This window comes from Ancylobacter polymorphus (assembly GCF_022836935.1).
GTDB lineage: Bacteria > Pseudomonadota > Alphaproteobacteria > Rhizobiales > Xanthobacteraceae > Ancylobacter > Ancylobacter polymorphus_A.
The window spans coordinates 392,362-416,060 of record NZ_CP083239.1; the positions used below are offsets into that span (position 1 = coordinate 392,362).

Annotated in this window: 20 protein-coding genes and 3 pseudogenes; 9 read left to right on the forward strand and 14 right to left on the reverse strand. The window is 66.7% G+C overall.

What is annotated here, in order from left to right; genetic code table 11:
- Nucleotides 1-25: 25 nt before the first annotated feature.
- The 4 genes from K9D25_RS01770 to K9D25_RS01785 all read right to left on the reverse strand — a co-directional run bounded on the left by K9D25_RS01770 (nt 26) and on the right by K9D25_RS01785 (nt 4,320).
- The gene (locus K9D25_RS01770; protein ID WP_244378676.1) at nt 26-877 is read right to left on the reverse strand and encodes a carbohydrate ABC transporter permease; all 852 of its coding nucleotides are present in this window, start codon (nt 875-877) and stop codon (nt 26-28) included.
- Nucleotides 877-1,761 carry a carbohydrate ABC transporter permease gene (locus tag K9D25_RS01775; RefSeq protein ID WP_244378678.1) on the reverse strand — a complete coding sequence of 295 codons (885 nt, stop codon included), beginning with the start codon at nt 1,759-1,761 and terminating at the stop codon, nt 877-879. The genes K9D25_RS01770 and K9D25_RS01775 overlap by 1 nt, the downstream gene beginning before the upstream one ends.
- 70 nt (nt 1,762-1,831) lie before the next feature.
- Entirely contained in the window at nt 1,832-3,091 is a 1,260-nt protein-coding gene (locus K9D25_RS01780; protein ID WP_244378680.1) for an ABC transporter substrate-binding protein, read from the reverse strand.
- A 173-nt stretch (nt 3,092-3,264) separates the two neighbouring features.
- Nucleotides 3,265-4,320 carry an ABC transporter ATP-binding protein gene (locus tag K9D25_RS01785; RefSeq protein WP_244378682.1) on the reverse strand — a complete coding sequence of 352 codons (1,056 nt, stop codon included), beginning with the start codon at nt 4,318-4,320 and terminating at the stop codon, nt 3,265-3,267.
- A 171-nt stretch (nt 4,321-4,491) separates the two neighbouring features.
- Here K9D25_RS01785 and K9D25_RS01790 point away from each other — a divergent pair, with 171 nt between their 5' ends.
- From K9D25_RS01790 to K9D25_RS01820, 7 genes and pseudogenes are all read left to right on the forward strand, one after another.
- Nucleotides 4,492-5,001 carry a MaoC family dehydratase gene (locus K9D25_RS01790; RefSeq protein ID WP_244378684.1) on the forward strand — a complete coding sequence of 170 codons (510 nt, stop codon included), beginning with the start codon at nt 4,492-4,494 and terminating at the stop codon, nt 4,999-5,001.
- A gap of 69 nt (nt 5,002-5,070) precedes the next feature.
- Nucleotides 5,071-5,739: a TetR/AcrR family transcriptional regulator gene (locus K9D25_RS01795; protein WP_244378686.1), complete on the forward strand. Its 669-nt coding sequence runs from the start codon at nt 5,071-5,073 to the stop codon at nt 5,737-5,739.
- Nucleotides 5,740-5,957: 218 nt separating this feature from the next.
- Nucleotides 5,958-7,547 carry an acyl CoA:acetate/3-ketoacid CoA transferase gene (locus K9D25_RS01800; RefSeq protein ID WP_244378688.1) on the forward strand — a complete coding sequence of 530 codons (1,590 nt, stop codon included), beginning with the start codon at nt 5,958-5,960 and terminating at the stop codon, nt 7,545-7,547.
- Between the two features lie 20 nt (nt 7,548-7,567).
- Nucleotides 7,568-8,755: a dihydrodipicolinate synthase family protein gene (locus K9D25_RS01805; protein WP_244378689.1), complete on the forward strand. Its 1,188-nt coding sequence runs from the start codon at nt 7,568-7,570 to the stop codon at nt 8,753-8,755.
- Entirely contained in the window at nt 8,752-9,585 is an 834-nt protein-coding gene (locus tag K9D25_RS01810) for a shikimate dehydrogenase family protein (RefSeq protein ID WP_244378691.1), read from the forward strand. Before K9D25_RS01805 ends, K9D25_RS01810 begins: the two co-directional genes overlap by 4 nt.
- Nucleotides 9,582-10,418 carry a sugar phosphate isomerase/epimerase family protein gene (locus tag K9D25_RS01815; RefSeq protein WP_244378693.1) on the forward strand — a complete coding sequence of 279 codons (837 nt, stop codon included), beginning with the start codon at nt 9,582-9,584 and terminating at the stop codon, nt 10,416-10,418. Before K9D25_RS01810 ends, K9D25_RS01815 begins: the two co-directional genes overlap by 4 nt.
- Nucleotides 10,419-10,677: 259 nt before the next feature.
- A pseudogene (locus K9D25_RS01820) lies at nt 10,678-11,110 on the forward strand (transposase); the annotation flags it as partial.
- Between the two features lie 165 nt (nt 11,111-11,275).
- Here the strand turns inward: K9D25_RS01820 and K9D25_RS01825 are convergent.
- The 4 genes and pseudogenes from K9D25_RS01825 to K9D25_RS01840 all read right to left on the reverse strand — a co-directional run bounded on the left by K9D25_RS01825 (nt 11,276) and on the right by K9D25_RS01840 (nt 14,626).
- A complete protein-coding gene (locus K9D25_RS01825) occupies nt 11,276-12,055 on the reverse strand; it encodes an anti-sigma factor family protein (protein WP_244378695.1) in 780 nt (259 codons plus the stop codon).
- Nucleotides 12,052-12,570: a sigma-70 family RNA polymerase sigma factor gene (locus K9D25_RS01830; RefSeq protein WP_244450765.1), complete on the reverse strand. Its 519-nt coding sequence runs from the start codon at nt 12,568-12,570 to the stop codon at nt 12,052-12,054. The genes K9D25_RS01825 and K9D25_RS01830 overlap by 4 nt, the downstream gene beginning before the upstream one ends.
- Nucleotides 12,571-12,649: 79 nt before the next feature.
- A pseudogene (locus tag K9D25_RS01835) lies at nt 12,650-14,106 on the reverse strand (YncE family protein).
- A 10-nt stretch (nt 14,107-14,116) separates the two neighbouring features.
- The gene (locus K9D25_RS01840) at nt 14,117-14,626 is read right to left on the reverse strand and encodes a DUF305 domain-containing protein (RefSeq protein WP_244378697.1); all 510 of its coding nucleotides are present in this window, start codon (nt 14,624-14,626) and stop codon (nt 14,117-14,119) included.
- 1,006 nt (nt 14,627-15,632) lie between these two features.
- Between K9D25_RS01840 and K9D25_RS01845 the strand changes: the two genes are divergently transcribed.
- Nucleotides 15,633-17,183, forward strand: a complete 1,551-nt coding sequence (locus K9D25_RS01845) for a GMC family oxidoreductase (protein WP_244450766.1) — start codon at nt 15,633-15,635, stop codon at nt 17,181-17,183.
- Here the strand turns inward: K9D25_RS01845 and K9D25_RS01850 are convergent.
- The 3 genes and pseudogenes from K9D25_RS01850 to K9D25_RS01855 all read right to left on the reverse strand — a co-directional run bounded on the left by K9D25_RS01850 (nt 17,171) and on the right by K9D25_RS01855 (nt 18,943).
- The gene (locus tag K9D25_RS01850) at nt 17,171-18,379 is read right to left on the reverse strand and encodes a GAF domain-containing protein (protein WP_244378698.1); all 1,209 of its coding nucleotides are present in this window, start codon (nt 18,377-18,379) and stop codon (nt 17,171-17,173) included. The genes K9D25_RS01845 and K9D25_RS01850 overlap by 13 nt on opposite strands.
- A 148-nt stretch (nt 18,380-18,527) precedes the next feature.
- Nucleotides 18,528-18,623: pseudogene (locus K9D25_RS25025) on the reverse strand (short-chain dehydrogenase); the annotation flags it as partial.
- Complete coding sequence (locus tag K9D25_RS01855) at nt 18,623-18,943, reverse strand: nuclear transport factor 2 family protein (RefSeq protein ID WP_244378700.1); 321 nt, start codon at nt 18,941-18,943, stop codon at nt 18,623-18,625. The pseudogene K9D25_RS25025 and the gene K9D25_RS01855, both read right to left, overlap by 1 nt.
- Nucleotides 18,944-19,045: 102 nt before the next feature.
- Between K9D25_RS01855 and K9D25_RS01860 the strand changes: the two genes are divergently transcribed.
- On the forward strand, nt 19,046-19,963 hold the full coding sequence (locus tag K9D25_RS01860; protein WP_244378702.1) for a LysR family transcriptional regulator: 918 nt from the start codon (nt 19,046-19,048) through the stop codon (nt 19,961-19,963).
- Between the two features lie 195 nt (nt 19,964-20,158).
- Here K9D25_RS01860 and K9D25_RS01865 read toward each other — a convergent pair whose 3' ends face one another.
- Genes K9D25_RS01865 through K9D25_RS01875 form a run of 3 tightly spaced genes read right to left on the reverse strand, consistent with a single transcriptional unit; the run spans nt 20,159 to nt 23,691 of the window.
- On the reverse strand, nt 20,159-20,557 hold the full coding sequence (locus tag K9D25_RS01865; RefSeq protein ID WP_244378704.1) for a hypothetical protein: 399 nt from the start codon (nt 20,555-20,557) through the stop codon (nt 20,159-20,161).
- A 45-nt stretch (nt 20,558-20,602) separates the two neighbouring features.
- The gene (locus K9D25_RS01870; protein WP_244378706.1) at nt 20,603-21,022 is read right to left on the reverse strand and encodes a hypothetical protein; all 420 of its coding nucleotides are present in this window, start codon (nt 21,020-21,022) and stop codon (nt 20,603-20,605) included.
- Entirely contained in the window at nt 21,004-23,691 is a 2,688-nt protein-coding gene (locus K9D25_RS01875; protein ID WP_244378708.1) for a nitrate reductase, read from the reverse strand. The genes K9D25_RS01870 and K9D25_RS01875 overlap by 19 nt, the downstream gene beginning before the upstream one ends.
- Nucleotides 23,692-23,699: the final 8 nt, after the last annotated feature.

The window sequence follows — 23,699 nt, forward strand, 5'->3', positions numbered from 1 at the left end:
CCGCATTCGCGCGTGGGGGGGTGAACTATGCTTTCACCGCTCCGGCCGTCAGTCCCGCCACGAAATGCTTCTGCATCAGGAAGAACAGGCACACCGGCGGCAAGGCGGCGAAGAGCGCCGCGGAGGAAATAAGGTTCCAGGCCGTCAGCCACTCGCCCTTGAGGCCGGCGATGCCGAGCGTCAGCGGCTTGGCGGAATCGCTCTGCACCAGCACCAGCGCCCAGAAATAGTCGTTCCAGACAAAGGTGAAGATCAGCACGGCCAGTCCCGCGAGCGCCGGGCGCAGCAGCGGCAGTACGATGCGGCGCAGGATCTGCATCTCGGTGGCCCCCTCGATGCGCGCCGCCTCGAACAACTCGTTGGGCAGCGAGATGATGAAGTTGCGCAGGAACAGGGTGGCGAACCCCGTCTGGAACGCGGTGTGGAACAGCACCAGCCCCCACACGGTGTCATAGAGCCCGACCCCCAGCACCATGTTGCGCACCGGGATCATCAGGATCTGGTAGGGGATGAAATTGCCGCCGATGAACATCGCGAACAGCAAGGTACTGCCGGGGATGCGGTATTTCGCCAGCGCCACAGCAGCCATGGTGGCGAGGATCAGCACCAGCACCACCGTGGTGCCGGTAACCGTGACGCTGTTGAGGAAGAACCCCCACATCGGCGAGGTCGCGAACATTTCACGGTAATTATCGACCAATGCGAAGCGCGACGGCGCGCCCCAGTAATTGCCTTCCAACAGGTCCGACTGCGAGCGGATCGCCGTCATCATGATGGCGAGGAGCGGCAGCATCCACACCAGCATCGCCGCATAGAGCGCCAAGCGATAGCCCAGGCGCACGCCGGCGGAGCGTTCAGTGACCGGGGTGGGATACATCAGGCGCCCCTCTGTTCACGACGCAGCGTGTGCCGCAGGAAGAAGGCGATGTAGACGCTCATGATGAGGAACAGCACCGTGGCGATGGCGGCGCCATAGCCGGCGCGGTAGCTAAAGATGGTGGCGTCGTACATCTGATAGGCGAGGACGGTGGAACTGCCATAGGGCCCGCCCTGCGTCATCACCGCGATGAGGTCGAAATTCCGCAGCGAGCCGATCACCGTGATGATCGTCGCCACGAAGGAGACGGCGCGCAGCTGCGGCAGCACGATGTGGCGCAGCAGCGTCCAGCCGGAGGCGCCGTCAATCCGGCCCGCAGCGATCAGTTCGCCGTCGAGCTGGGAAAGCCCGGCGAGGAACAGCACCAGGCAGAAGGCGGTCTGCGCCCACAGCGCGGCGAAGACGATGCCGAAAGTGACGAAATGCTCGTCGGAGAGAATGGCGAAGGGTTCGAAGCCGAAGAAACGCATCACTATGGCGAGGATGCCGAAGGTCGGGTCGTAGAACCAGGTGAACACTACACCGATGATGACATTGGCCAGCACCAGCGGGATGAAGAACACGGATTTGACGATGCGCATCTCGCCGAGCGGCTGGTTGAGAAACAGCGCGAGCGCGAGACCGAACACCGGCGCCAGAAGAAACAGAACGATCCAGATGATGTTGTTCTTCAATGAGGTGAAGAACTGCGCGTCGGCGAACAGTTCCCGGTAATTGTCCAGCCCGACGAAGGTGGCCGGACCCGTGCCGTCCCACTCATAGAAGCTGATGGCGATGCTCTGGAGGATCGGCCAGACGATCATCATCAGGAACAGCGCCAGCGGCAGCAGCAGCAGGAGGATTGGCGTCAGCCAGGACTGGTTTCGGCGCCAGATGCGCAGCATGGGAACCTCGGGCGAGAAGGGACGGGTCGCCCCGCCGATAGGGGCCCGCCATGGCGGGCCCCGGCCGCGTTCAGTTGAAGATGCGCTTGCGGGCCGCGTCCAGCCGCTCGAGGATCGCGTCCTCGCGGTCGGGCTTGGCGAGGAACTCCTGGAAGCCCTTCATGCCGACCTGCGCCATTTCCGGGTCGGTGTCGCGGTCATAGAACTGCGACGAGCCGGCGGAATTGCGTACCTGTTCCATCTGCACCGAGGCGAAATCATTCGGGTCGATCTGGATATCGGTGCGCGCGGGCACCACCGAGCCGCCCTTAGCGAAGGCCGAGAGGTTCTCCGGCTGGGCGAGGAAGGCGAGGAACTTCAGCGCCAGCTCCTTGTTCTTCGCGCCTTTGGGAATGCCGACGCCGTTGATCGAGACCTGCTCGATATTGGGCACGGAAGGATCGACCGTCGGGAACGGGAAGAAGCCGATGTTCTTGCGGGCTTCCTCGGGCAGCGAAGTCAGCACATAGGGGCCGAGCAGATACATCGCCGCCTTGCCCTGCGCCAGGAACGGGATCGCTTCCTGCCAGCCATAGGAGGAGGCATTATCGAGGAAATAGCCCTTCTCGATCGGCACGCGCCAGGTGTCGAACACCTTCTTCATGCGCGGATCGGTGTAGCTTTCCTGCCCGTTCATCAGGCCCATGTAGAAATCGAGGCCGTTGATACGCTTGGTGAGATAGTCGAACCACAGCGCATTGGCCCAGAGGTCGCGCGTGCCGATGGTGAACGGCACGATGCCGGCCGCCTTCGCTTTCTCGGCGATCGCCATCAGCTCGTCCCACGTCTTGGGCGGCTCGACGCCGAGCTTGGCGAACACTTCCTTGTTGTAGAAGAAGCCCCAGGTGTTGAAATTGGTGGGCATCATATACTGCTTGCCGTTGTCCGTGACGGCGGCAAGGAAGGGCTCCATCGGCTTCTCAAGCTTGTTCTGCGTGTAGAAGCCGCTGATATCGGTGAACAGGTCGCGCTTGGTGAAGGCGCGCATGCGGGCGCCGGTGAACCAGAAGGCTACGTCCGGCGGGCTGGCGACAAGGAAGTTGCGGATCGAGGTCTTGTAGGATTCGACGTCGCTGTAATTGACGGTGACCTTGACGCCGGGATTGGCGGCCTCGAAATCGGCGACGATCTTGTTCATCGCCGCCTTCTGCCCGGCGCCGCTGCGATCGGTGTTGATCACCAGCGTTTCCTGGGCCGCCGCCGGGGTGGCGAAGGGGTGGAGCAGGCCGCAGGCGAGGGCAAGCGCACCCGCCCCCATGAGCAGGGCGCGACGCGGCAGGGAAAGCGTCATTGTCATTCCTCCGTTGCTGGGCCGGTTTCGATCTCGCATCCACATTTCTCGGGACGCTTCAAATGCGCGGCAAGGGTGCGGCCCATCGCTTGTCGCGTCTCATGCCAGAGAACTCTAGACTTACTTATCGATAAGTCAATTTCGGGTCCAGCCTGCCACGCCCGAGGCGGGGGTCAACTGATGCGGCGCCCCGTTGTCCGGTCGAACAGATGCACCTGATCCGCATCGGGCAGGACGCGGATTTTCTCGCCCGGCCGGACGGCGACGCGGCTGCGGAACAGACAGTTGAACTCGGCACCGCCGACGCGGACCAGCACCTCGGTCTCCGAGCCCGTGGGCTCGACAACCACCACATCGGCCTCGACGCCGGCGTCGTCGATGCGGAAATGCTCGGGGCGCACGCCATAGACCGCCTCACCCTGTGGGGCCGCCTGCCACCGCCGGCCCGCCGGAAGCACCAGCCGGTCGCCGGCGCGAAACGCGCCGTTCTCGAACTGCCCTTCGAGAAAGTTCATGCTGGGCGAGCCGATGAAGCCGGCGACGAACTGATTGTCCGGGCGATCATAGAGGTCGAGCGGCGCGCCGATCTGCTCGATCACCCCGTCGCGCATCACCACGATCTTGTCCGCCATCGTCATCGCCTCGATCTGGTCATGGGTGACGTAGACGGTGGTGGTCTTGAGCCGCTGCTGCAGTTCCTTGATTTCCGCCCGCATGGCGACGCGCAGCTTGGCGTCCAGGTTGGAGAGCGGCTCGTCGAACAGGAACACCTGCGGGTCGCGGACGATGGCGCGCCCCATGGCGACGCGCTGGCGCTGGCCGCCGGAGAGCTGGCGCGGATAGCGGTCGAGCAGCGGCATCAGGCCGAGGATCTGCGCCGCCTTTTCGACCCGCTGGCGGATTTCCTCTTTCGGCGCGCTGCGCAGCGACAGGGCGAAGGCCATGTTCTCGTAGATCGACATGTGCGGGTAGAGCGCGTAGCTCTGGAACACCATGGCGATGTCGCGATCCTTCGGCGACACGTCGTTGACCACGCGCGTGCCGATCTGGATCTCGCCGGCCGTCGCCTTCTCAAGCCCGGCGATGGTACGCAGGAGCGTTGATTTTCCGCAGCCGGACGGGCCGACGAGGATGACGAACTCCCCGTCCGCAATGTCGACCGAAACGCCCCGCAGAATATGGGTTTCCCCGAACTTCTTGTGGACGTCGCGGATGGTCACCGATGCCATGGGGAAGGTCTCACGATCCTGGATTCGCCACCCGAGGCAGGCGTGGCACTGCGTTTCCACTGCGCCTCTTAGGCCTTGCCGGGCCGACGCTCGTCCAGAGAGCTAGCATTGACCTTGGAGGCGGTCAATGCAAAGTTACTTATCGATAAGTAAGTTTTCTGGGGAGGCCGCATGACCGTTGACGCAACGACACTTCTTTCGCCTGCCGGCGCGCTGCCGCCCGGTCTTTACGGCTATGACGACCTCTCCGAAGGAGCTTTCTTCCTCACCTCCGGCGTCACCGTCACCGAAGCCCATATCGTCGGCTATGCCGGCATCTCCGGCGATCTGTTCGACGTGCATATGGACGATGCCTTCGCGCGCGAGCAGGGCTTTCCCGGCCGCATCGCCCATGGCCTGCTGGGCCTCGCCCTGATCGACGGGCTGAAGACCCGTTGCCCGGTCAGGCTGCAGGGAATCGCGACGCTGTCGTGGAACTGGTCGTTCAAGGCGCCAATCCTGATCGGCGACCGCATCGCCGCACGCTTCGATGTGTACGCCAAGCGCCCGACCCGCCGCGCCGACCGGGGCATCGTCAGCTTTAACGTGAACGTCGTGAACCAGAATGGCGAGGTGGTGCAGGAAGGGCAGACCCTGCTGATGATGGGGGGACGAAAAACGAGCGACGCGGCATCGGCTTGACCGATTGCCGCCGCTTGCTCATCTGTTTGCAGCACGCGAATACGCCGCGTGAGTGGGAGTTATCAGCCGATGGCGCGCAAGGCCGGCGGAGAGACGGTGGCACCGAGCCGCCTGTCGATGCGCGACAACATCAAGAAGGTGGCGACCGAACTGCTGATCCGCCACGGCTATCACGGCACCAGCTTTCGCCACATCGCCGACCGGCTCGATATCACCACGACCAATATCCACTACCATTTCGGCAACAAGGAAAAGCTGGTCGAGGAGGTCGTGCGCGACTACGTCACCAGCACCTGCGCCAAACACAAGGCGATCTGGGAAGCGCCGGACCGTTCGCTGCCGCAGAAGCTGATGGACGTCGCCGTCTTCAACCGCACCCGCTACAAGGCGTTCAACCGCGGCCGCAAGAGCGGGCAGCCCTGGAGCCTCATCGGGCGGCTGCGTCTGGAAGGCGAAGTGCTGAGCCCGGGCGCGCGCGAATCACTCGCCTCGTTCACCGACAATGTGCAGGCCGCCGTCCGCGTCGCGGTGCAGATCGCCTATGACCGCGGCGAACTCGTCAGCGACGCGCCGCTGGACGACATCGCCTTTCTCTTGGTGAACATCGTCAACAGTTCGTCGGTCTTCACCCAGGACGCCGGCAATTTCGAGCGGCTGGAACAGTTCTTCGAGGCTTTCTCGCGGGTGATGCTCTCCGCCTACGCGCCTGTGAGCCGACCGGACGTCGCGGCCCAGTAACCTCCGGCGCCGTCCCGTCCCGCACCACCGCGCCCTTCTCACGTCATTCTCGCCCTTGCGCCGAAGAGCCGCCTTGCCATGCAGGGCGGTCCCGGGCGCAGCACCGCCGTTGCGCGGGAAGGTCGTCTCAAGCACAGGGTTGCGGATGTGCGGATTCTGACTTACTGATAAGTAAGTTTAGAGGCAATTGGTGCCTTCCATCCTTCTGGAGTCTTGGGATGAATATCCTCACGGCGTCGGCCGCAGCGGCGCTCGTGCGCGATGGCGACACGATTCTCATCGGCGGTTCCGGGTCCGGACACGCGGTACCGGAAGCTCTCATCGCCGCCGTCGAACTGCGTTTCCTGGCCGAACAGCAGCCGCGCCGCCTGACCACGATCCACCCCGTTGGTCTCGGCAATCGCGGCGAGGCTGGCGCCTCGCGCTTCGCCCATGACGGCCTGATCCGCCGCGTGGTCTGCGGCACTGTGGTCGACGCGCCGCCTCTGGCCGCCATGGCGAGCCGCGACGCGATCGAGTGCTACACCCTGCCCCAGGGCGCCCTGTCCCAGCTGATCCGCGAGATCGCCGCCGGCCGGCCGGGGCTGCTGACCCATGTCGGGCTGCACACCTTCGTCGATCCCCGCCTCGCCGGCGGCAAGCAGAGCCGAGCCTGCTCCGAGGACCTCGTGGAGCTGGTCACGCTGAAGGACCGCGAATGGCTGTTCTACAAGCCCTTCCCCATCGACGTCGCCTTCCTGCGCGGGACCACTGCCGATGAGGATGGCAACATCTCGATGGAGGACGAGGCGATCTTCGGCGAGATGCTCTCCATGGCGCAGGCCACGCGGCGCCTTGGCGGGCTGGTGATCGTGCAGGTCAAGCGCCTCGCGCGACGCGGCACGCTGCCCGCCAAGACGGTGAAAATCCCCGGCATGCTGGTGGACGCCGTTGTGGTCGATGCCGAGCAGAAGCAGACCTACCAGACCTTCTTCGATCCCGCCTTCGCCGGCCAACTCCGCATGCCGCTGGAAGGCTTCCCGCGCCTGCCGCTCGACGAGCGCAAGATCGTCGCCCGGCGTTGCGCGATGGAATTGCGGCGGGGCGCCGTCTGCAACATCGGATCGGGCATCTGCACCGGCATCGGCCTTGTGGGCGCCGAGGAGGGGCTGCTCGACGAGGTGGTGCTCACCAATGAACAGGGACTGATCGGCGGCGCGCCGGCCTCCGGCCTCGATGCGGGCGCGGCGCGCAACTATTGGGCGATGATCGACCAGCCCTACCAGTTCGATTTCTATGATGGCGGCGGGCTCGACATCGCTTTCCTCTCCGCGGTGGAGGTCGACCGCGCCGGCAATGTGAACATCAGTCGCTTCGCCGGCCGGGTCGTCGGCATTGGCGGCTTCGTCAACATCAGCCAGAACGCGCGCACCATGGTGTTCGGCGGCACCTTCACCGCCGGAGGCCTGAAGGTGCGGGCCGAGAATGGCGAACTCGTCATCGTCGAGGAAGGCAAGCACCGCAAATTCGTCGAGGCCGTCGAGCAGGTCGCCTATAGCGGCCCCTATGGACGCTCCCGCGGCCAGACCACGCTGTTCGTCACCGAGCGCGCGGTGTTCCGCACCGGTGAGGATGGGATCGAACTGATCGAGATCGCCCCCGGCATCGATCTGGAGCGCGACGTGCTCGGCCAGATGGCCTTCACCCCCCGCATCGCTCCAACGCTCAAGTGCATGGATGCACGCCTCTTCCGTCCCGAGCCGATGGGAATCGCCGCCGACATGCCGGGCGACTGGCGCGTGCACGATCGGCTGCGCTCCGCCTCGTGAACCTCAGCAGGGAAAACGCCATGACACCCCCCGCGACGCGCCCCTCTGGCCTCTCCCTCTCGCTTCCTCGCGCGGACGGCACGCTGGAGACCTATCGTCTCACCGGCACGCCGCTGCCGGCGACCGCGCCGCAGCGTCCGTTCACCCGCATCGCCTATGCCGCCGGCCATGTCGTCGTCGACCCGCGCGCGCCCTTCGACCCTGCAGTTCGGACGGTGGTGGACTGGGAGCGCACCCTGGCGTTCCGCGAGCATCTGTGGGGTCTTGGGCTCGGCATCGCCGAGGCGATGGACACCGCCCAGCGCGGCATGGGCGTGGACTGGCCGACCTCGCTGGAGCTGATCCGCCGCACCAGCGCCGCCGCCGGCCGCGACCGGCTCGTGGTCTCCGGCTGCGGCACCGATCAGCTCGCGCCGGCCGAGGCCCGCACGCTCGACGATGTCATCCGCGCCTATGAAGAACAGATCGAGGCGATCGAGGCCAGCGGCAGCCGTCTCGTGCTCATGGCGTCGCGCGCGCTCGCCCGCGTCGCCAAAGGACCCGACGATTATATCGCCGTCTATGACCGGCTGCTGCGGCAGGTCAGCCGTCCCGTCGTGCTGCACTGGCTCGGCGACATGTTCGACCCCGCTCTGGCGGGGTATTGGGGAACGCCGGACGTAGCCGGCGCCATGGATGTGGTGGCCGGCATCATCGGCACCCACGCCGCGAAGGTGGACGGCATCAAGATCTCCCTGCTTGAGGCCGCCCACGAGATCGCGCTGCGCCGTCGCCTACCGGAGGGCGTGAGGATGTATACGGGCGACGACTTCAACTATGTCGCGCTGATCGAGGGCGACGGCAGCTATCACTCGCATGCGCTGCTCGGCGCCTTCGATGCCATTGCGCCGGCAGCCTCCGCCGCTTTGGGCCGGCTGGCGGATGGCGATGCCGAGGGATACCGCGCCCTCCTCCAGCCGACCGAATCGCTGTCCCGGCACCTCTTCGCCGCGCCGACCCAGTTCTACAAGACGGGCGTGGTGTTCATGGCCTATCTCAATGGCCACCAGGATCATTTCACCATGGCCGGCGGGCTGGAGAGCGCGCGCTCGGCCGTTCACCTCGCCGACATTTTCCGTCTCGCCGATGCGAATGGCCTGCTGGCCGATCCCGAACGGGCGACGCGCCGGATGAAGGTGGTGATGGCGCTGCGCGGGATCGAGGGATGACACCCGCCACGCTTCCCGACCTCCCCGGCCTGCCGCTGCCCCTTTCCGGCGCCACGCGGGTCTATGCCATTGTCGGCGATCCGATCGCGCAGGTCGGCTCGCCCGGCCTGTTCAACGCCGCCTTCCGGCGCCGGGGCGTCGAAGCGATTCTCGTGCCGCTGCATGTAGCGCCGGACGGCCTCGCCGACCTTATGCGCATGTTTCGCGCGACGAAGAACTTTGACGGCCTCATCGTCACCGTTCCGCACAAGATCGCCATTGCCGCACTGATCGACGAGATCGGTCCGATGGGGCGCCGGATCGGCGCGGTGAACGCCATCCACAAGCGCGACGGCCGGCTCGTCGGCGACAATTTCGACGGCACCGGCTTTGTGCGCGGGCTGCAGGCCAAGGGCCATGGGCTCGGCCGCCGCCGCGTCCTCGTCATCGGCTCCGGCGGTGCCGGCCGCGCCGTGGCGCATGCCGTTGCCGATGAAAGGCCGGCGCGGCTGCGCCTGTTCGATGTCGATCCCGCGCGCGCGCAAACCGTGGTCGCGGAGCTCAAGGCTGCCGCTCCCGGTCTCGACGCCGATATCGGCGCGCCCGACCCGTCCGGCTTCGACGTGGTGGTCAACTGCACCTCGGTCGGCATGCGGCCGGAGGATCCGTTCCCGGTGGCTGTCGACCCTCTCGGCCCCGGCACGCTCGTTGTCGACATCATCCTCAAGCCGACGGTGACGCCGCTGCTAGCCGAAGCCGGCCGCCGCGGCTGCCTCACCCATGCCGGCGCCCCCATGCTCGAGGGCCAGGTCGACGCGGTGTGCGATTTCTTTGGGCTGGCCGCGCCATGACGCTAACGCCACAACACTGTGCGATCAACACGGCAACGCTTGGCTATAAGGAGCCGATCGACCGCGTCATCGACCAGATCGCCCGCCATGGCTTCGGCGCCATCGCCCCATGGCGCCGGGAAGTCGAGGGCGGCGACGTTGCCGCGATCGGCCGGCAGATACGCGATGCCGGCCTTGCCGTCTCCGGCTATTGCCGCAGCACGGCGATCCCTGCCGAGACGGCTGCGGCGCGGCGGGCGCAGCTGGAGGAGAACCGGCGGGCTCTGGCGGATGCCGCCACGCTGGGCGCGGCATGTTTCGTCATCGTCGCCGGCGGGCTTGCAGGCGGCAGCCGCGACCTCGCGGATGCCCGTGCCCAGGTCGAGGAAGGGCTCGGCCATCTGCTGGTGGAGGCGCGCTCTCTCGGTGTGCCCGTCGCCATCGAGCCACTTCACCCGATGTACGCGGCCGACCGATGCTGCGTGAACACCCTGGCGCAGGCCCTCGATCTGTGCGCTCGCCTCGATCCCGACAATGCCGGCGGCATCGGCGTCGCGCTCGACGCCTATCACGTGTGGTGGGACCCGGACCTTTCCGCCGGCATCCGTCGCGCTGGCCGCGAGCGGCGGCTCCTCGCCTTTCACATCTGCGATTGGCTGGTCCCCACCGCCGATCTGCTGATGGATCGCGGCATGATGGGCGATGGTGTCATTGATCTTGGCGAACTGCGCCGCAATGTTGAGGCCACCGATTTCACCGGATTTGCTGAGATCGAGATATTCTCGAATCGGTGGTGGTCCACCGCCAGCGATGAGACGCTGCGAGTCTGTGTCGATCGCTTACGCTCGTTATAGCTGAATGTCGCTTGGCTAAGGGGTGGACGTCCGATGGCAAGATTTGGCCACGCGCAGCATGGCGTCTAGCTCAACAACGTCGATGCTTGGACGAGAGAATATTCCCCGAGATTAAGGTTCAGACGACAGTACGCCGTCATGCCCGCTAGTGTCCTCTTTCGGAACATATCTTACGTTCCGCACCGGCGCCGCGTTTATGATGACGTTGCTCCCTGAAGCACCCTCGGTTTGAATTGGATTCCGTCGGAAGGAGACGGAGATGAACAAGAGCCGGTTCAGCGAAGAGCAGATCATTGCGGTGCTGAAGGAGCATCAGGCCGGGATTGCGGTCGCGGATATCTGCCGCAAGCACGGGATCAGCGACGCGGCCTTCTACAACTGGCGCAATCGCTATGGCGGGATGGAAGTATCCGACGCACGTCGGCTGAAGGCGTTGGACGACGAGAACCGCAAGCTCAAGAAGCTTTTGGCGGAATCGATGCTGGACGTCGCGACGCTTCGCGAGGCGCTCGGAAAAAATTCTGAAGCCCGGATCGCGGAGAGCGCTAGTGAACTGGGCGATCGAGGAGAAGAGCTACTCGCAGCGTCGGGCCTGCGGTCTGATCGGGCTCGCCCCAAAAGACCTTGCCTCGCGGCGAGCAGACGATGCGGATATTCACCAGCTTCTGTCTGTAGCTTGGCGCGGGCGGCGTCAGAGAAGCGCTTCAGGCTCTCGATGATGACTTTCGGGCCGATCCGCTCGACCGCGGCCTGCGCGCGTCGGCCTGGGCCTTTTCACGAATCGCGGTCCATTCACCGCCCGCGCGACCCTGCCCAGCAGCACTGTTGAGCAGGCGACAAGCGCGATCACCCACCGCTCAGGCCTCGCTGAGTATCTGCCGGCGCAGCTCGTCCGCCAGCGGATGCAGCCGGTCCGGGGCCACCGCTCCGATGAGGCTGTAGCCAAGGCCATCGTCAGCCCAGGCGAAGCCGTTGAGGGCGCCTTCGGTGTGCGGCGACATTGGCAGGGTCGGATCGACCTTCATCGGGCGCGCCAGCATCACGAGGCGCGTCCCGCGATCGTCGTCAAACATGAACAGCGCGGCAGGACCGTGCTCGGTTGGAACCACGCGCCCGCCCATCAGCCGATAGCCGGCCGCCGTCAGATCCGGAATGCCTATCGGACGACCGATGCGCTTGGCGGTCCAGGCGGCGAGCACGTCACGATCGCTGGCCCGAATTTCGACTGGTCGCACCAGGTCCGGCACATAGGTCGCATAACTCGCGGCCGCCTCGCGGGCGAGTGCCTGAACGCCTTCCGAGCTCGGGGCGCTCAGGTCGCGCAGCGACCAGCCGCCGGCGGCGCCCATTGACAGCAGCAACACCGCCGCCGCCGCAATCGCCCAGCGTGGCGCCTGCCGTGGCAGGCGGCGTTCCTCGATCATGCGCGACAGGTCGAGTTCCGTCGGCACCGGCTCGTCCATGACAGGCGCGAAGGCGGCACGCAGCATGTCGCGCTGCTCGCCATAGACCGCGATTCGTTGGCCAATGTGCGGATGTGCGTCGAGATAGGCGCTTACCTCGGCGCGGCGATCGGGAGTGAGCGTGCCGTCGACGAAACCGTTCAGGTCGTCCTCGGTGATCGGAAGAGGGGTCATTTCACGCTCCGGAGATGGGGCGACTGGCGGGCTGTGGGCGGCTCTGCGGACATCAGCTTCGCAAGGCGTTCGCGGGCACGCGACAGGCGCGACATGACCGTGCCGATCGGCACGCCCAACACCTGCGCCGCGTCGACATAGGAGAGTTCCTCGACAGTGACCAGCAGAAGCACGGTCCGCTGCTCATCGGGCAACTGCGCCAGCGCGTCGACGAGGTCTCGATGGCGCAACCCGTCCTCCTGTCGGGCCGCCGAGGCAAAGCTCGCCGGATCGGCATCGTCGAGCGCTATATGGATCGGACGCTGCGTCGACCGGCGCAGCCGCGTCATGGCGAGATTGTGCAGGATAGTGAAGATCCAGGCCCGAGGGTCTTCGCCCGGCCGCCGCTGGTGCCAGCGGCTGATGGTACGCTCCAGACAATCCTGCACCAGATCGTCCGCCGCCGTCCGCTCCCGCATCAGCGCGCGCGCATATCGCCGCAATGCGGGGATCAGCGGCTCGAAGAGGCGCACCATCTCGTGGTTCACGGTGTCTCCTTTCGGGGAGAGGCGCGCCTCCCCTATGAGCGACTGTCCAGGCGGAGGCGGTGGCGCGTCAATCCAGAGCCTGGCGCTGGACGACGGCATCAGGCTGAGCGACCGTACCCTCCATGATGACGAGATAGCGGCGCCCTGCCTTGGCCTCGTTCTGCACGATCTGGCGGATGGGTCCGGCGGCGTTGACGATTGCGGAGCCGGCGGGATTGGTCATGAAGACCGAGAGCGGCTCGATCGCGCCCGTGCCGTCGGGCTGGCTGGCCAGCGCCAATGTATGCGGCGTCTTCGGCGCGAGGCCGGTCACCGACGCCTGCAGGACCTGGATAAGCCCCTGGTCGAACAGCGAGAGGCTGGTCGGGGCCTTGCCGGCGGCCTTGCCGTCCCTGGTCAGGCCGAGATGGGCCGCCTGCCCGGCGACGCCGAGCGGCTGGAGGTTCTGCGTGCCCTCGCCCTCCGGCACGGCGCCTGGCACATAATTGACCACCTGCGGCGCCTGGCCAACGGGAATGGTGGCAATCACCGTGTTGGTCAGCGTGTCGATCGCGGCCAGCGCATCGGCGTTCTCCAGCCCGACATAAACGCGCGAGCCATCACCCGACGGCCAGAGGCCGTGCGGCAGCTTGCCGACCGGGATCATCGCCACCTGCGTGAAGTCGTCCGTGCGGAACACCTTGACCTCGTTGAGGCCGCCGATTGTCACATAGGCGAAGCTGCCATTGGCGTTCCGCGCGAAGTTGACGTGGTTGGTAAGCGGGCCGGTGTCGATCGTCGTGATCACGTCGAAGGGCGGCTGTGCGTTGAACACTTGCGTCTTTCCGATGTCCTTCAGCGTGAGCCAGACCTGCTTGCCGTCCGGCGTCGCGGCGATGTTCGGACAGAACGGGCTCGCCTGCTTCACACGGCCGACAATCGCGTGGTCGGTGACCGAAACGACCACCGTTTCGGGCATGAAGGAGGAGCAGACATAGCCGTATTTGCCGTCCGGCGAGAAGATCTGCATACCCGGCCCGTTTGGCACCTTGATGCGCGTCTTCTCCTCATAGGTGGCGCTGTCGAGCACGGCGATATAGTCCTCGCCGCGCACCGTCACCCAGACCTCCTTGCCGTCCGGCGTGAAGAAGGCCTCGTGCGGCGGCGACCGACATACGTCGTGTGCTTCACCGCATTGGTGGCGGTGTCGATGAAGGTGACCGCGTTCGAGCCGATCGACACCACCGCGAGCGTCTTGCGGTCGGGTGAGAAGCCCATGCCGTGCACCAGCACCTGCCCCTTGTAGAGCGGGCTGAAATTCATCGGCTGCGGCTCGCCCAGCCGGATGATGCCGACCAGCCGGTTGGTGGCTGGATCGGTGACGGAGATGGTGTTGGAGAACTGCTCGGCGGCATAAACGCGGTCGCGGCTGCTCAGCGGAATGTCCGGGGCGGAGGCGGCGAACGGGGCCTGTCCGGCAACGGCGGGCACCGCACAGGAGAGCAGGGTGCTGGCGAGCAGGCCGGTGAGGACGGATCTGTTCATGGGAAGGTTCCTACTTCACCGGGGTCGGCAGGGCCGGCATCGCCATGGTGCTGGCGGATATCGGGCCGGGCGACAGGGTGCTTTTGGGCATGGCGGAATGGTCATGGGCCGCGCTGGCCTCGGGCTGGGTCGGAGCCGGCGCGGAAGGCGGCAGAGGCTGGCCGGTCGCGAGCCGCATCGCCGCGATCTCCTGCTGCTGCTCGATGATGATCTCCTGCGCGAGGCGGCGCAGCTGCGGGTTCTGGCCGTAGCGCAGATAGGCGACGGCCATGTCGATGGCGCCCTGATGATGCGGGATCATCATCGCCGTGAAATCGGCGTCGATGCCGCCGGTCGGCGTCACCTCCATGTCCGCCATCATCTTGTCCATGGCAGCGGCGTTCTCGGCGATAAACGGAGATTCGGCGCTGGTTGTCGAAGCTGCATTGGGGTCATGGTTGTGGTCGCCCGCCGCGGCCGCGCTGCCGGTCAGGCAGAGCGCGAGCAGCACGCCGACACAAGACAGGTGTCGTTGTCGCATGGACTTTTCTCCTTCGGGCGATGACGCCTTCGGAAGGTGGACTCGCAGCCGGCGCGATTATTCCGCCCGGGCGGGAATTTTCTCCGGGCCTCCGCCCCCGCCCCCGCCCCCGACCCCATGCCGTTCGACGCGAAAAGCGGAAGGTGAGCCCTTCCCGGCGGAATAAAGCGGCGCGGCACGAGTCTCCCGGTGCAGGCCACAATGGAGATCGAGTCACATGCGCCTTTCAACCCTCACCGCTACCCTACTCTTTGTCACCGCTTCCGGCTCGGCCGCGCTGGCGGGATCCGCCGAGGACCTCGCCAGGTCGCGCATCGCCGCCATTGCCGGGGGAAACCTCGCGGACGTGTCGGCTGCCTATGGCCCCGGCGCGACCCTGCACTGGGTCGGCGGCCCGCTCGACGGCACCTATAGCCAGCCGGCCAAAATCAAGGAGGTCTGGTCGAAGTTCTTCGCCGTCCAAGGCGCCCAGAAGGCGACCATCGCCGCGGCGGTGGAAGCGGCCAATCCCAAGGGCGGCACCGTGACGGTGGACGCCACCTTCGCCGGCAGAAGAACACCGTCAAGGTGCGCTACGTGCTGCTCTATCGCGGCGACAAGCTGGTCGACGAAATCTGGCAGGTCGATCCGGCCGCGACGTACTGAGCGGGCCGATCGCGCCGGGGGGCGTTCTCGGCCCCCCGGACGGGCGAGCCGGCGGGGCACGGGCCCACGCCGAACGACCGACACCCCCACACCCATCCCGGCCGCAGACGCACGGCGCCTCAGGCCGGGCGATCGGCGGCGCACGACGAAGCGCGGCGACGAGGGGGCCCCCGCAGTTGCGGCGACGAGGCCTTGCTGTCGCGCGTCGCGGCCCCCCGCAGCGTCCTAGCACAAAGACTATATTTGCTGAATTTGACAAATTTGATACTGCGTCGCCATTCAGAGGAGTTTGCGACATGAGCGAGATGGACAAGAACGACGCGCTGGATTCGCCAGGCGGGCCGCCGAGAACCAGCACCGGCTGAGGGAAAGACCGCCGGCGCAGTACAGTTTCATCGTCTGCGGCGCCGGCTCTTCCGGCTCGGTGGTGGCGCGGCGTCTGGCTGAGAACCCCGATGTCGAGGTGCTCCTCGTCGAGGCGGGGGGAGATGACGAAGCCGAGACGGTGCTCGACCCGTCGAAATGGCCGCTCAATCTCGGCAGCGCGCGTGACTGGGGCTTTCAGGCGACACCCAATCCGCACCTCGACGGCCGGACCCTGTCGATGTCGATGGGCAAGGGTCTGGGCGGCGGGTCCAGCATCAATGTGATGGTGTGGGCGCGCGGGCACCGCAGCGACTGGGACTTCTTTGCCCAGGAGAGCGGCGATCCCGCCTGGGGCTATCCGGCGGTGCTCGATATCTATCGTGGCATCGAAAACTGGCAGGGCACACCCGATCCGCACTATCGCGGCACAACGGGTCCGGTGTGGGTGCAGCCGCCGCGCGATCCCAGCCCGGTCGCGCTCGCCCTGCTCGATGCCGCGACCGAAATCGGCATCCCGCGCTTCGATCATCCCAATGGCGCGATGATGGAAGGCGCTGGAGGCGTCGCCCTCTCCGACATGCCGGTGCGAGACGGGCGACGCCACTCCCTCTTCCGCGCCTATGCGCGGCCCTCGATGGACCGGCCCAACCTGACGGTGCTCACGGGAACGACGGTGCGTCGGGTGATCTTCGAAGGCCGGCGCGCCGTCGGGATCGAAGTGGGCCGCGACGGAGAGGTCTCGCGCATTTGCGCTAGCGCGGAGGTGATCCTTTCGCTCGGCGCCATCCATACGCCGAAGGTGCTGATGCATTCGGGGATCGGCGATGCCTCGGAGCTTGGGCGACACGGCATCCCGGTCCGCCAGCACCTACCCGGTGTCGGTGCGAACCTACAGGATCACACAGCCTTCTGCTGCATCTGGGAGTACCGCGACGCCATTGCCCCCCGCAACAATGGCAGCGAAGCGAAACTGTACTGGAAGACTCGTCCCGAGCTTGAATCGCCCGACCTGCTGTTCTGCCAGGCCGAGTTCCCGGTGCCGAGCGAGCGGACGGCGGCACGGGGTGTGCCCGCGCAGGGGTGGACGATGTTCGCCGGGCTGGCGCGGCCAAGCAGCCGTGGCCGGCTTCGCCTCACCGGCGCTGATCCGCTGTCCGCGATCGAGATCGACGCGAACATGCTGTCGGACCCCGCCGACATGGAGACGGCACTCGCCTGTATCGATCTCTGCCGTGAGCTTGGCACTGCTCGGGCCTTCCAGCCTCTGGTGAAGGGTGAGGCGCTGCCGGGCCCGCTCAAGGGCGAGGCGATGAAGCAGTTCGTGCGCGAATCCGCCGTCACCTACTGGCACCAGAGCTGCACGGCGAAGATGGGTCGTGACGCGATGTCGGTCGTGGACGCCTCTCTCAATGTCTATGGGGTCGAGGGTCTGCGGATCGCCGATGCCTCGATCATGCCGCGCGTCACCACCGGAAACACGCAGGCCCCCTGTGCCGTCATCGGTGAGCGTGCCGCCGGAATAATCCGCCGGACCTATGATCTCTGACGTCCTCGCGCCGGCCGTCCCCTGTGAGATCGGCCTCCACCTTCAGGCACGGCTGGCGCGACCGGCGCGATGTGGCCCTGGCGGGGTGTCTGCCGCTCTGCCTTGCCAAGCGCGTCCCGCAGCTGCCGCTCGGTGGAGCGCAGCCGCACCTCGTCCGATGCCAGCGCCGCAAGCGCCATCAGCGCCCGCCTCTCGCCATCGTCCAGCGTGCGCGGCCTCCGGTCGATGACGCACAGCGACCCCACGGTGAAGCCCTCATTGTCATGAACAGTGGCCCCGGCGTAGAAGCGGAAACCGAGGTCCCCCGCGACGGCCGGATTGGCGGCAAAGCGCGGATCGCCCGACAGGTCCTCCACTGCGAACACACCCTTCTGCAGGATCGTATGATTGCAGAAGGCCCAGCTTCGCGGGGTTTCCGGCGCATCAACGCCGATGCGCGACTTGAACCATTGCCGCGTGGGAGTGAGCAGGGTCAGCAGCGCGATCGGCGCGTCGAGAGTGCGGGCGGCCAGCCATGTCAGACGGTCGAACGCTTCCTCGGGAAGCGTGTCCAACAGCCCCGAGCGCTCGAGCGCCACCAGCCTCTGGCTCTCGTTGAGCGCGAGTGGAAACAGCGTTTCGCCGGGCGGGGGGATCGGCGCACCCGTATCGGTCAGGGACACACGTATCGCGGCGGCCGCCTGTTCGGCGGTCTCGACCGGCACGACACGGCCGGGCAAATCCGCGCTAGCGATCGTGCCTGTGGCCGCGACCGCGAGAATCCGGCTGTGACCCAGCGACGGGTTGGCAGAAAGGCTGTGCAGTAGCCGCACCCGCTCGGCATCGGGCGGCTCAAGATCGACGATGATGGCGTAAGGGCGGACGGAGCCGATGGCAAACAGGGCCCTGTGGACGTTATCGATGGCTTCCACCATGCATTCGGCTATGCCGGCGAACAGGCGATCATAATGGGTTAGCCGTTCGGTCGGAGCGACGATGATGACGGTGGCGGACGCGGGCGGCGCAACGGGCGCGCCCGGTACGGGCCGCTCGATCAGTCCCATGACATCCGCGCGGTAGACCCGGCGGTGCCCGCCCGGTGTCTTCCACGACGGCACGGAGCCACCCTCGATGAGCAATTGTGCTGTGCGGACCGACACGCCGAGTATTTTGGCGGTTTCGGCCGTCGTCAGGATGTCCTTGTCCGTCTTTCCCATCGCCTTCCCACACGCGGAGATCGGCGTCCCACCCCGGCGAAGGCGTCGGGAAGGGGCGCCGACCCCGCACTATAGGACGCACGACGAAGAAATGGGAGAGTTGCTGCATTTGATTGAAACGATAGCAAACACCACCAGCAGGAGACGCCGCGCCAAGGAAACGGCCCCACCTTGCCGGGGCGGCGCCCTTTGTTCCCGCCGTTATCAGGGCGCGCTTGCCGTTCAGGTTCAGGAAATCGGTCATCATCCGATCTCCAGCGCGACGATCTTGCCCTGCGCGATCGTGAAGGCGAAATCGAGCGTCGCCGGGCTGTTGGGGAAAACGCCTGACACCAGCGCGCAGACGGACACCGTGTCCCCGCCTCCGGATATCTCGATCGGGGCGGTGACGTGGTGGGTCTTCTCCTTGGCCGCGACCCACCAGCGGCGGATCGCGGGGAGCCCCTCATGGACGGCCCCCTCATCCCGCACCACCGCTCCGGCGGCAAACGCCGCCACCAGCGCATCGGGGTCGTTGCGACGCTCGGCGTCGAAATAGGCCTGCACGCTCTCCGGCATATGCATCGTTCGGCTCCTCATCGGAAAATCCTGACTTTCACAATAAGGCTCGACCATTATTCTCATAAGTGGGACAAAGCAGGATGTCGTATCGAGGATTTCGGGACAATGAACCGCGCGGGCCTAAGTGAGCTGGAGGCCATCCTCACGATCGCCCGGCGCGGGACCTTCCGCGCCGCCGCGATCGATCTCGGCATGTCGACCACCGCGCTCAGCCACGCGGTCGCCAAGCTGGAGACGAGCCTCGGTGTCCGCCTGTTCAACCGCACGACCCGCAGCGTCGCCTTGACCGAAGCCGGCAAGCTGTTCGTGGAACAGGTGGGGCCGGCGCTAAAGGACATTCACGGCGCGCTGGAGGCGGTGCGCGCGCAGCGCGAGACCCTGTCCGGCACCATCCGGATCAACGCGGCGCCCTTTGCTGCCCGCGCCATTCTCTCACCCCTGGTGCTGGAATTTCTGCGTCGCTACCCCGACATGCATGTGGACCTCGTCACCGAGGGACGCCTGATCGACGTCGTCGCCGAGGGGTTCGACCTAGGCGTACGCGTCGCCGGGCTGGTTCCCACGGACATGATCGCCTTGTCGCTCGGGCGCCCGCAGCGGCACGCCATCGTCGGGTCGGCCGACTATTTCGCCCGGCATGAGAGGCCGCGCGTTCCCCCGGATCTGATCAACCACCGGTGCATCCGCGTGCGCCTGCCGGACGGTTCGCTGTTCCGCTGGCGCTTCGAGAAGGACGGGGAGGCCGTCCAGATCGACGTGCAAGGCCCGCTCATCCTCGACGAAGCCAGCCTCGCCCGAACAGCGGTGCTGGAGAATGTCGGCATTGGCTACTTCATGGAGCAAAGCGTTCTTGCCGACATAGAGGCCGGCCATCTGATCCGGGTGCTGCAAGATTGGACGCCCCCCTATCCCGGCCTTAGCCTCTATTACCCCGGACGCCGGAATTTATCGGCGGGCGTGCAGGCCTTCCTCGCTCTGGCGCGCGAGATGGCGGGGCGCCAGGGCACCTTCTCTGCGGGTTGACGATGCCGGCCTGCACCCGGCTTCGGCTCGACGTTCGACTGTATTCCGGACGCGTGCAAACCACACTGTGGGAACCGGAATCTGACGCAACCGCGAGGGCCGCGCCGGCCTTTATTGTCATCGGAACGGCAGTGGGCTTTGGAGTGCTGGAGCGCAGATGCAGTTCTCAGTCTCATTAACGGCGGTGCGCCACTCTTAAGCCTTGAGAGGCTTAGATTTTGCGCCGGAAGGCCACGCCGTCGAAACAGCCCCGGAGTCAAACCCGTCACAGCTGAACGGAAAACGACTGATGGCGACCATCCGCAAACGCGGCTCATCCTGGCAGGCCCAAGTGCGCCGGGAGGGTTTTCCGCCTCTCTCTAACAAGCCGACGCAGCCGATGGTGAGCGCCTGTTCGTGGCCGAGATTCTGGCTCCAGGCCCTGCCATCCTCCGGCGTGCGGCACCGTTGCTCGCCGAGCCGCGCAAGTGGCTTTGAGAACGAATGCGGGTTGAAAGAGCCAAGCCCGGCTCTTTCGAAGGCATTGCGGAAGATCGTGAGAATCGGCACGGCCGTGCTCCAGCATTTGCGGTCCAGCCCGGCGGGTTCGAACATGCCGTGCGGACCAGGCGGCGAGCCGGTGCTCACCCATGGCTCGGTTCAGTACTTACTGTACAGAGGCGATGCCACAGCCTGCACCATTCTGGGGGCGGATGGGGCGCTGGCGGAGAGGGGCGGGGAAGCGAACAAGGCCCATCGGGCCTCGGTGGGTCCTCCGCCCATGGCGATCCCGGTGAGCAGGAGAGCGAAGCCCGCGCCAGCACCGAGGGCGTAGGCGACACAGGCGCGCGGCGCGTAGACGAAGCGCGCGAAGGCAAGGGCCGCGGCCAGCGCGATGATGGCGTAGGCCCAACCCGATTGGGTGCCGAGAAGCAGCAGCGAACCCATCAGCGCCGAGGTCCCCAACGTCGCCGTCACGGGAGATACCCGTTCATTCTGTCCCCCAAGCAGAACCAGAAAGCTCGGCAAGCTGAGGGTGACGGCGAGAACAAGCACCAGGGTCAGGACAAGGAAGGGCATGGCTGCTCGCGTGACTGGATGCCGGGCTGAACCGCAAGGAACTGGCGCAGCTCGGGAAGACAGGAGCCGCAATTCGTGCCGCATTTCAGGACCTTGCCGAGCTCGGCCGTCGTGCGGGAACCCGCGCGGACGGCGTCGAGGATCGCGTCGGCACCTATGCCGAAACAGGAACAGACGATGTCCCCGCTCGCCGGCGCCGGCTCGCCGCCGCGCGCGGCCAGCAGGTTTCGGCGGGTGCGTGCCTCCAGCGGCGCGTCGGAGGCGAAGGTCGCGAGCAGCCAGCCCGGATCGGGCAGCGTGCCGGGCGCGCCCATCATCAGGCAATCCAGCAGCCGGCCCGTCTCATCCGTCGTCGAACAGCGGAACACGCCGCGCCTTGCATCGCGCAGTTCGGCCCGCCCGGTGCTGTCGCCGAGAAGGGCGAGCACGCGATCGAGGCTGTCCTGTGCCGATCCCGCCCCCGCGAGCCGGTAGGCGTGCCCGCCCGCGATGGGCGTGCGCGACCAATGCTCGATCGCCTCGGGCCGCAGGCGGCGGCGCGAGAGGAGCAGCCCCTCCCAGCGAAGGGCCACCGGGGCGAGCCTTACGGGCGTGTGCTTCAACTCCGGCTGGCCGGAGATCGGGTCGCAGGCGGGATTGACCACCCGGCCGGGCGATCCGCCGGGCATGGCCTCGTCGGTCCAGTGCATCGGCATGAAGATCTGGCCGGTCGCCACGTCATCGCTGATGCTCACCCGAGCGACCGCCCTGCCCCAGGCGCTCGTGACCTCGGCTAGGGCGCCCGCCCGCAGCCCGGCCGCCGCCGCGTCCGCGGGATGGACGGCGACGAACGCCTCGGGCGCCTGCATCCTCAGGCGCGGCACGTCGCCGGTGCGGGTCATGGTGTGCCACTGGTCGCGCAGCCGTCCGGTGTTCAAGACCAGCGGCGCCGCGAGGGAGGGGGCGTTGACGGCAGCCGCCTGCCGGACGGGGACGAGACGCGCCCGGCCGTCCGGCGTGGGGAAGCGCCCCTGGGTGAACAGCCGCGCCGTGCCGTCTTTCTGACCGGCCGGCACGGGCCATTGCACGGGATCGAGTGCCTCATAGGCGGCGTCGGAGAGAGCGGCGAGGCCTGAGATGTCGAACAGGCGGCGCCCGGTGCGAAAGCCGGACAGCGCCGCATGCTCGCGGAAAATGTCCGCAGGGGCCTTATAGGGGAAGGCCTCGCCATGGCCGAGGCGCCTGGCGACTTCGGTCAGCATCCACCAGTCGGGCCGCGCCTCGCCCGGCAGCGGCATGAAGGCGCGCTGGCGGGAGATGCGGCGTTCCGAATTGGTGACGGTGCCCGCCTTCTCGCCCCAGGCGGCGGCCGGCAGCAGCACGTCGGCATGGCGCGCCGTGTCGGTGCCGGCGACGCAATCGGAAACGACGAGGAAGTCGCAGGCCGCCAGTGCCGCCCGCACCCGCCCGCCATCGGGAAGGCTCGCGGCCGGGTTGGTCCCCATCACCCAGAGGGCGCGGATGCGGCCCTCGCCCAGCGCTGTGAACAGATCGACCGCCTTAAGACCGGGGCGCTCGGCAAGGCGGGGGGCGCGCCAGAAATCGCGCACGCGGGCGAGGTCGTCGGCATCGCCGAAGCCGGCATGGGCGGCGAGCTGATTGGCGAGGCCCCCGACCTCGCGCCCGCCCATCGCATTGGGCTGGCCGGTGAAGGAGAAGGGCCCCATCCCCGGCCCGCCGATCCGCCCGGTGGCGAGATGGCAGTTGATGATGGCGTTGACCTTGTCCGTGCCCTGCGAGGACTGGTTCACACCCTGCGAATAGACGGTGACGACGCGACGGGTCGCGGCGAAGGCGGCGTAAAAGTCTTCGACCTGCGCCGGGTCGAGCCCGCAGCCCCGCGCCACCGTGCCGATGTCCGGCGCGTCGTCGCGTGCTGCGGCGAGTGCGGCGGCATAGCCGGCGGTCGAACGCTCGATATAGGCCGTGTCGAGCGCGCCGGTGCGGGCGAGATGGGCCAGCAGCCCATTGAACAGCAGCACATCGGTGCCGGGGCGGAGCGGCAGGAACAGATCGCAATCGGCGGCAGTGGCGCTGCGGCGCGGATCGATCGCCACCAGCCTTGTGCCGCGCCGTGTACGGGCGTCGTTCAGCCGGCGGAACAGGATCGGGTGGCACCAGGCGGCATTGGAGCCGACGAGCACGACAAGGTCGGCCTCGTCCAGATCCTCGTAGCAGCCAGGGACGATGTCCTCGCCGAAGGCACGGACATGGCCGGCGACCGAGGAGGCCATGCAGAGGCGGGAATTGGTGTCGATGTTGGCGGCGCCGATGAAGCCTTTCATCAGCTTGTTGGCGACATAATAGTCCTCGGTCAGAAGCTGACCCGAGCCGTAGAGGGCCACCGATTCCGGGCCGTGCGTCTCGATGGCGGTGCGAAAGCGGGTCGCCACCAGATCGAGCGCCTCGTCCCAGCTGGCGCGGGCGCCCTTCACCAGCGGGTGAAGCAGCCGTCGATCCAGCGCGAGCGTTTCACCCAGCGCCGCTCCCTTGGTGCAGACCCGCCCGTGATTGGCCGGGTGGGCCGGATCGCCCTTGGTCACGGGCGACGCGCCCCCCAGCACCCCGCATCCCGTGCCGCAATAGGGACAGGTGGTGCGAACCGGAGCGGGATGTGTGAACGCGGTCATCCGTCGCC

What these genes read in the sequence shown, in the direction of transcription:
- K9D25_RS01770 (WP_244378676.1), bottom strand. Translation starts at nt 877, where the DNA reads ATGTATCCCACCCCGGTCACTGAACGCTCCGCCGGCGTGCGCCTGGGC.
- K9D25_RS01775 (WP_244378678.1), bottom strand. Translation starts at nt 1,761, where the DNA reads ATGCTGCGCATCTGGCGCCGAAACCAGTCCTGGCTGACGCCAATCCTC.
- K9D25_RS01780 (WP_244378680.1), bottom strand. Translation starts at nt 3,091, where the DNA reads ATGACGCTTTCCCTGCCGCGTCGCGCCCTGCTCATGGGGGCGGGTGCG.
- K9D25_RS01785 (WP_244378682.1), bottom strand. Translation starts at nt 4,320, where the DNA reads ATGGCATCGGTGACCATCCGCGACGTCCACAAGAAGTTCGGGGAAACC.
- K9D25_RS01790 (WP_244378684.1), top strand. Translation starts at nt 4,492, where the DNA reads ATGACCGTTGACGCAACGACACTTCTTTCGCCTGCCGGCGCGCTGCCG.
- K9D25_RS01795 (WP_244378686.1), top strand. Translation starts at nt 5,071, where the DNA reads ATGGCGCGCAAGGCCGGCGGAGAGACGGTGGCACCGAGCCGCCTGTCG.
- K9D25_RS01800 (WP_244378688.1), top strand. Translation starts at nt 5,958, where the DNA reads ATGAATATCCTCACGGCGTCGGCCGCAGCGGCGCTCGTGCGCGATGGC.
- K9D25_RS01805 (WP_244378689.1), top strand. Translation starts at nt 7,568, where the DNA reads ATGACACCCCCCGCGACGCGCCCCTCTGGCCTCTCCCTCTCGCTTCCT.
- K9D25_RS01810 (WP_244378691.1), top strand. Translation starts at nt 8,752, where the DNA reads ATGACACCCGCCACGCTTCCCGACCTCCCCGGCCTGCCGCTGCCCCTT.
- K9D25_RS01815 (WP_244378693.1), top strand. Translation starts at nt 9,582, where the DNA reads ATGACGCTAACGCCACAACACTGTGCGATCAACACGGCAACGCTTGGC.
- K9D25_RS01825 (WP_244378695.1), bottom strand. Translation starts at nt 12,055, where the DNA reads ATGACCCCTCTTCCGATCACCGAGGACGACCTGAACGGTTTCGTCGAC.
- K9D25_RS01830 (WP_244450765.1), bottom strand. Translation starts at nt 12,570, where the DNA reads ATGGTGCGCCTCTTCGAGCCGCTGATCCCCGCATTGCGGCGATATGCG.
- K9D25_RS01840 (WP_244378697.1), bottom strand. Translation starts at nt 14,626, where the DNA reads ATGCGACAACGACACCTGTCTTGTGTCGGCGTGCTGCTCGCGCTCTGC.
- K9D25_RS01850 (WP_244378698.1), bottom strand. Translation starts at nt 18,379, where the DNA reads ATGGGAAAGACGGACAAGGACATCCTGACGACGGCCGAAACCGCCAAA.
- K9D25_RS01855 (WP_244378700.1), bottom strand. Translation starts at nt 18,943, where the DNA reads ATGCATATGCCGGAGAGCGTGCAGGCCTATTTCGACGCCGAGCGTCGC.
- K9D25_RS01860 (WP_244378702.1), top strand. Translation starts at nt 19,046, where the DNA reads ATGAACCGCGCGGGCCTAAGTGAGCTGGAGGCCATCCTCACGATCGCC.
- K9D25_RS01865 (WP_244378704.1), bottom strand. Translation starts at nt 20,557, where the DNA reads ATGTTCGAACCCGCCGGGCTGGACCGCAAATGCTGGAGCACGGCCGTG.
- K9D25_RS01870 (WP_244378706.1), bottom strand. Translation starts at nt 21,022, where the DNA reads ATGCCCTTCCTTGTCCTGACCCTGGTGCTTGTTCTCGCCGTCACCCTC.
- K9D25_RS01875 (WP_244378708.1), bottom strand. Translation starts at nt 23,691, where the DNA reads ATGACCGCGTTCACACATCCCGCTCCGGTTCGCACCACCTGTCCCTAT.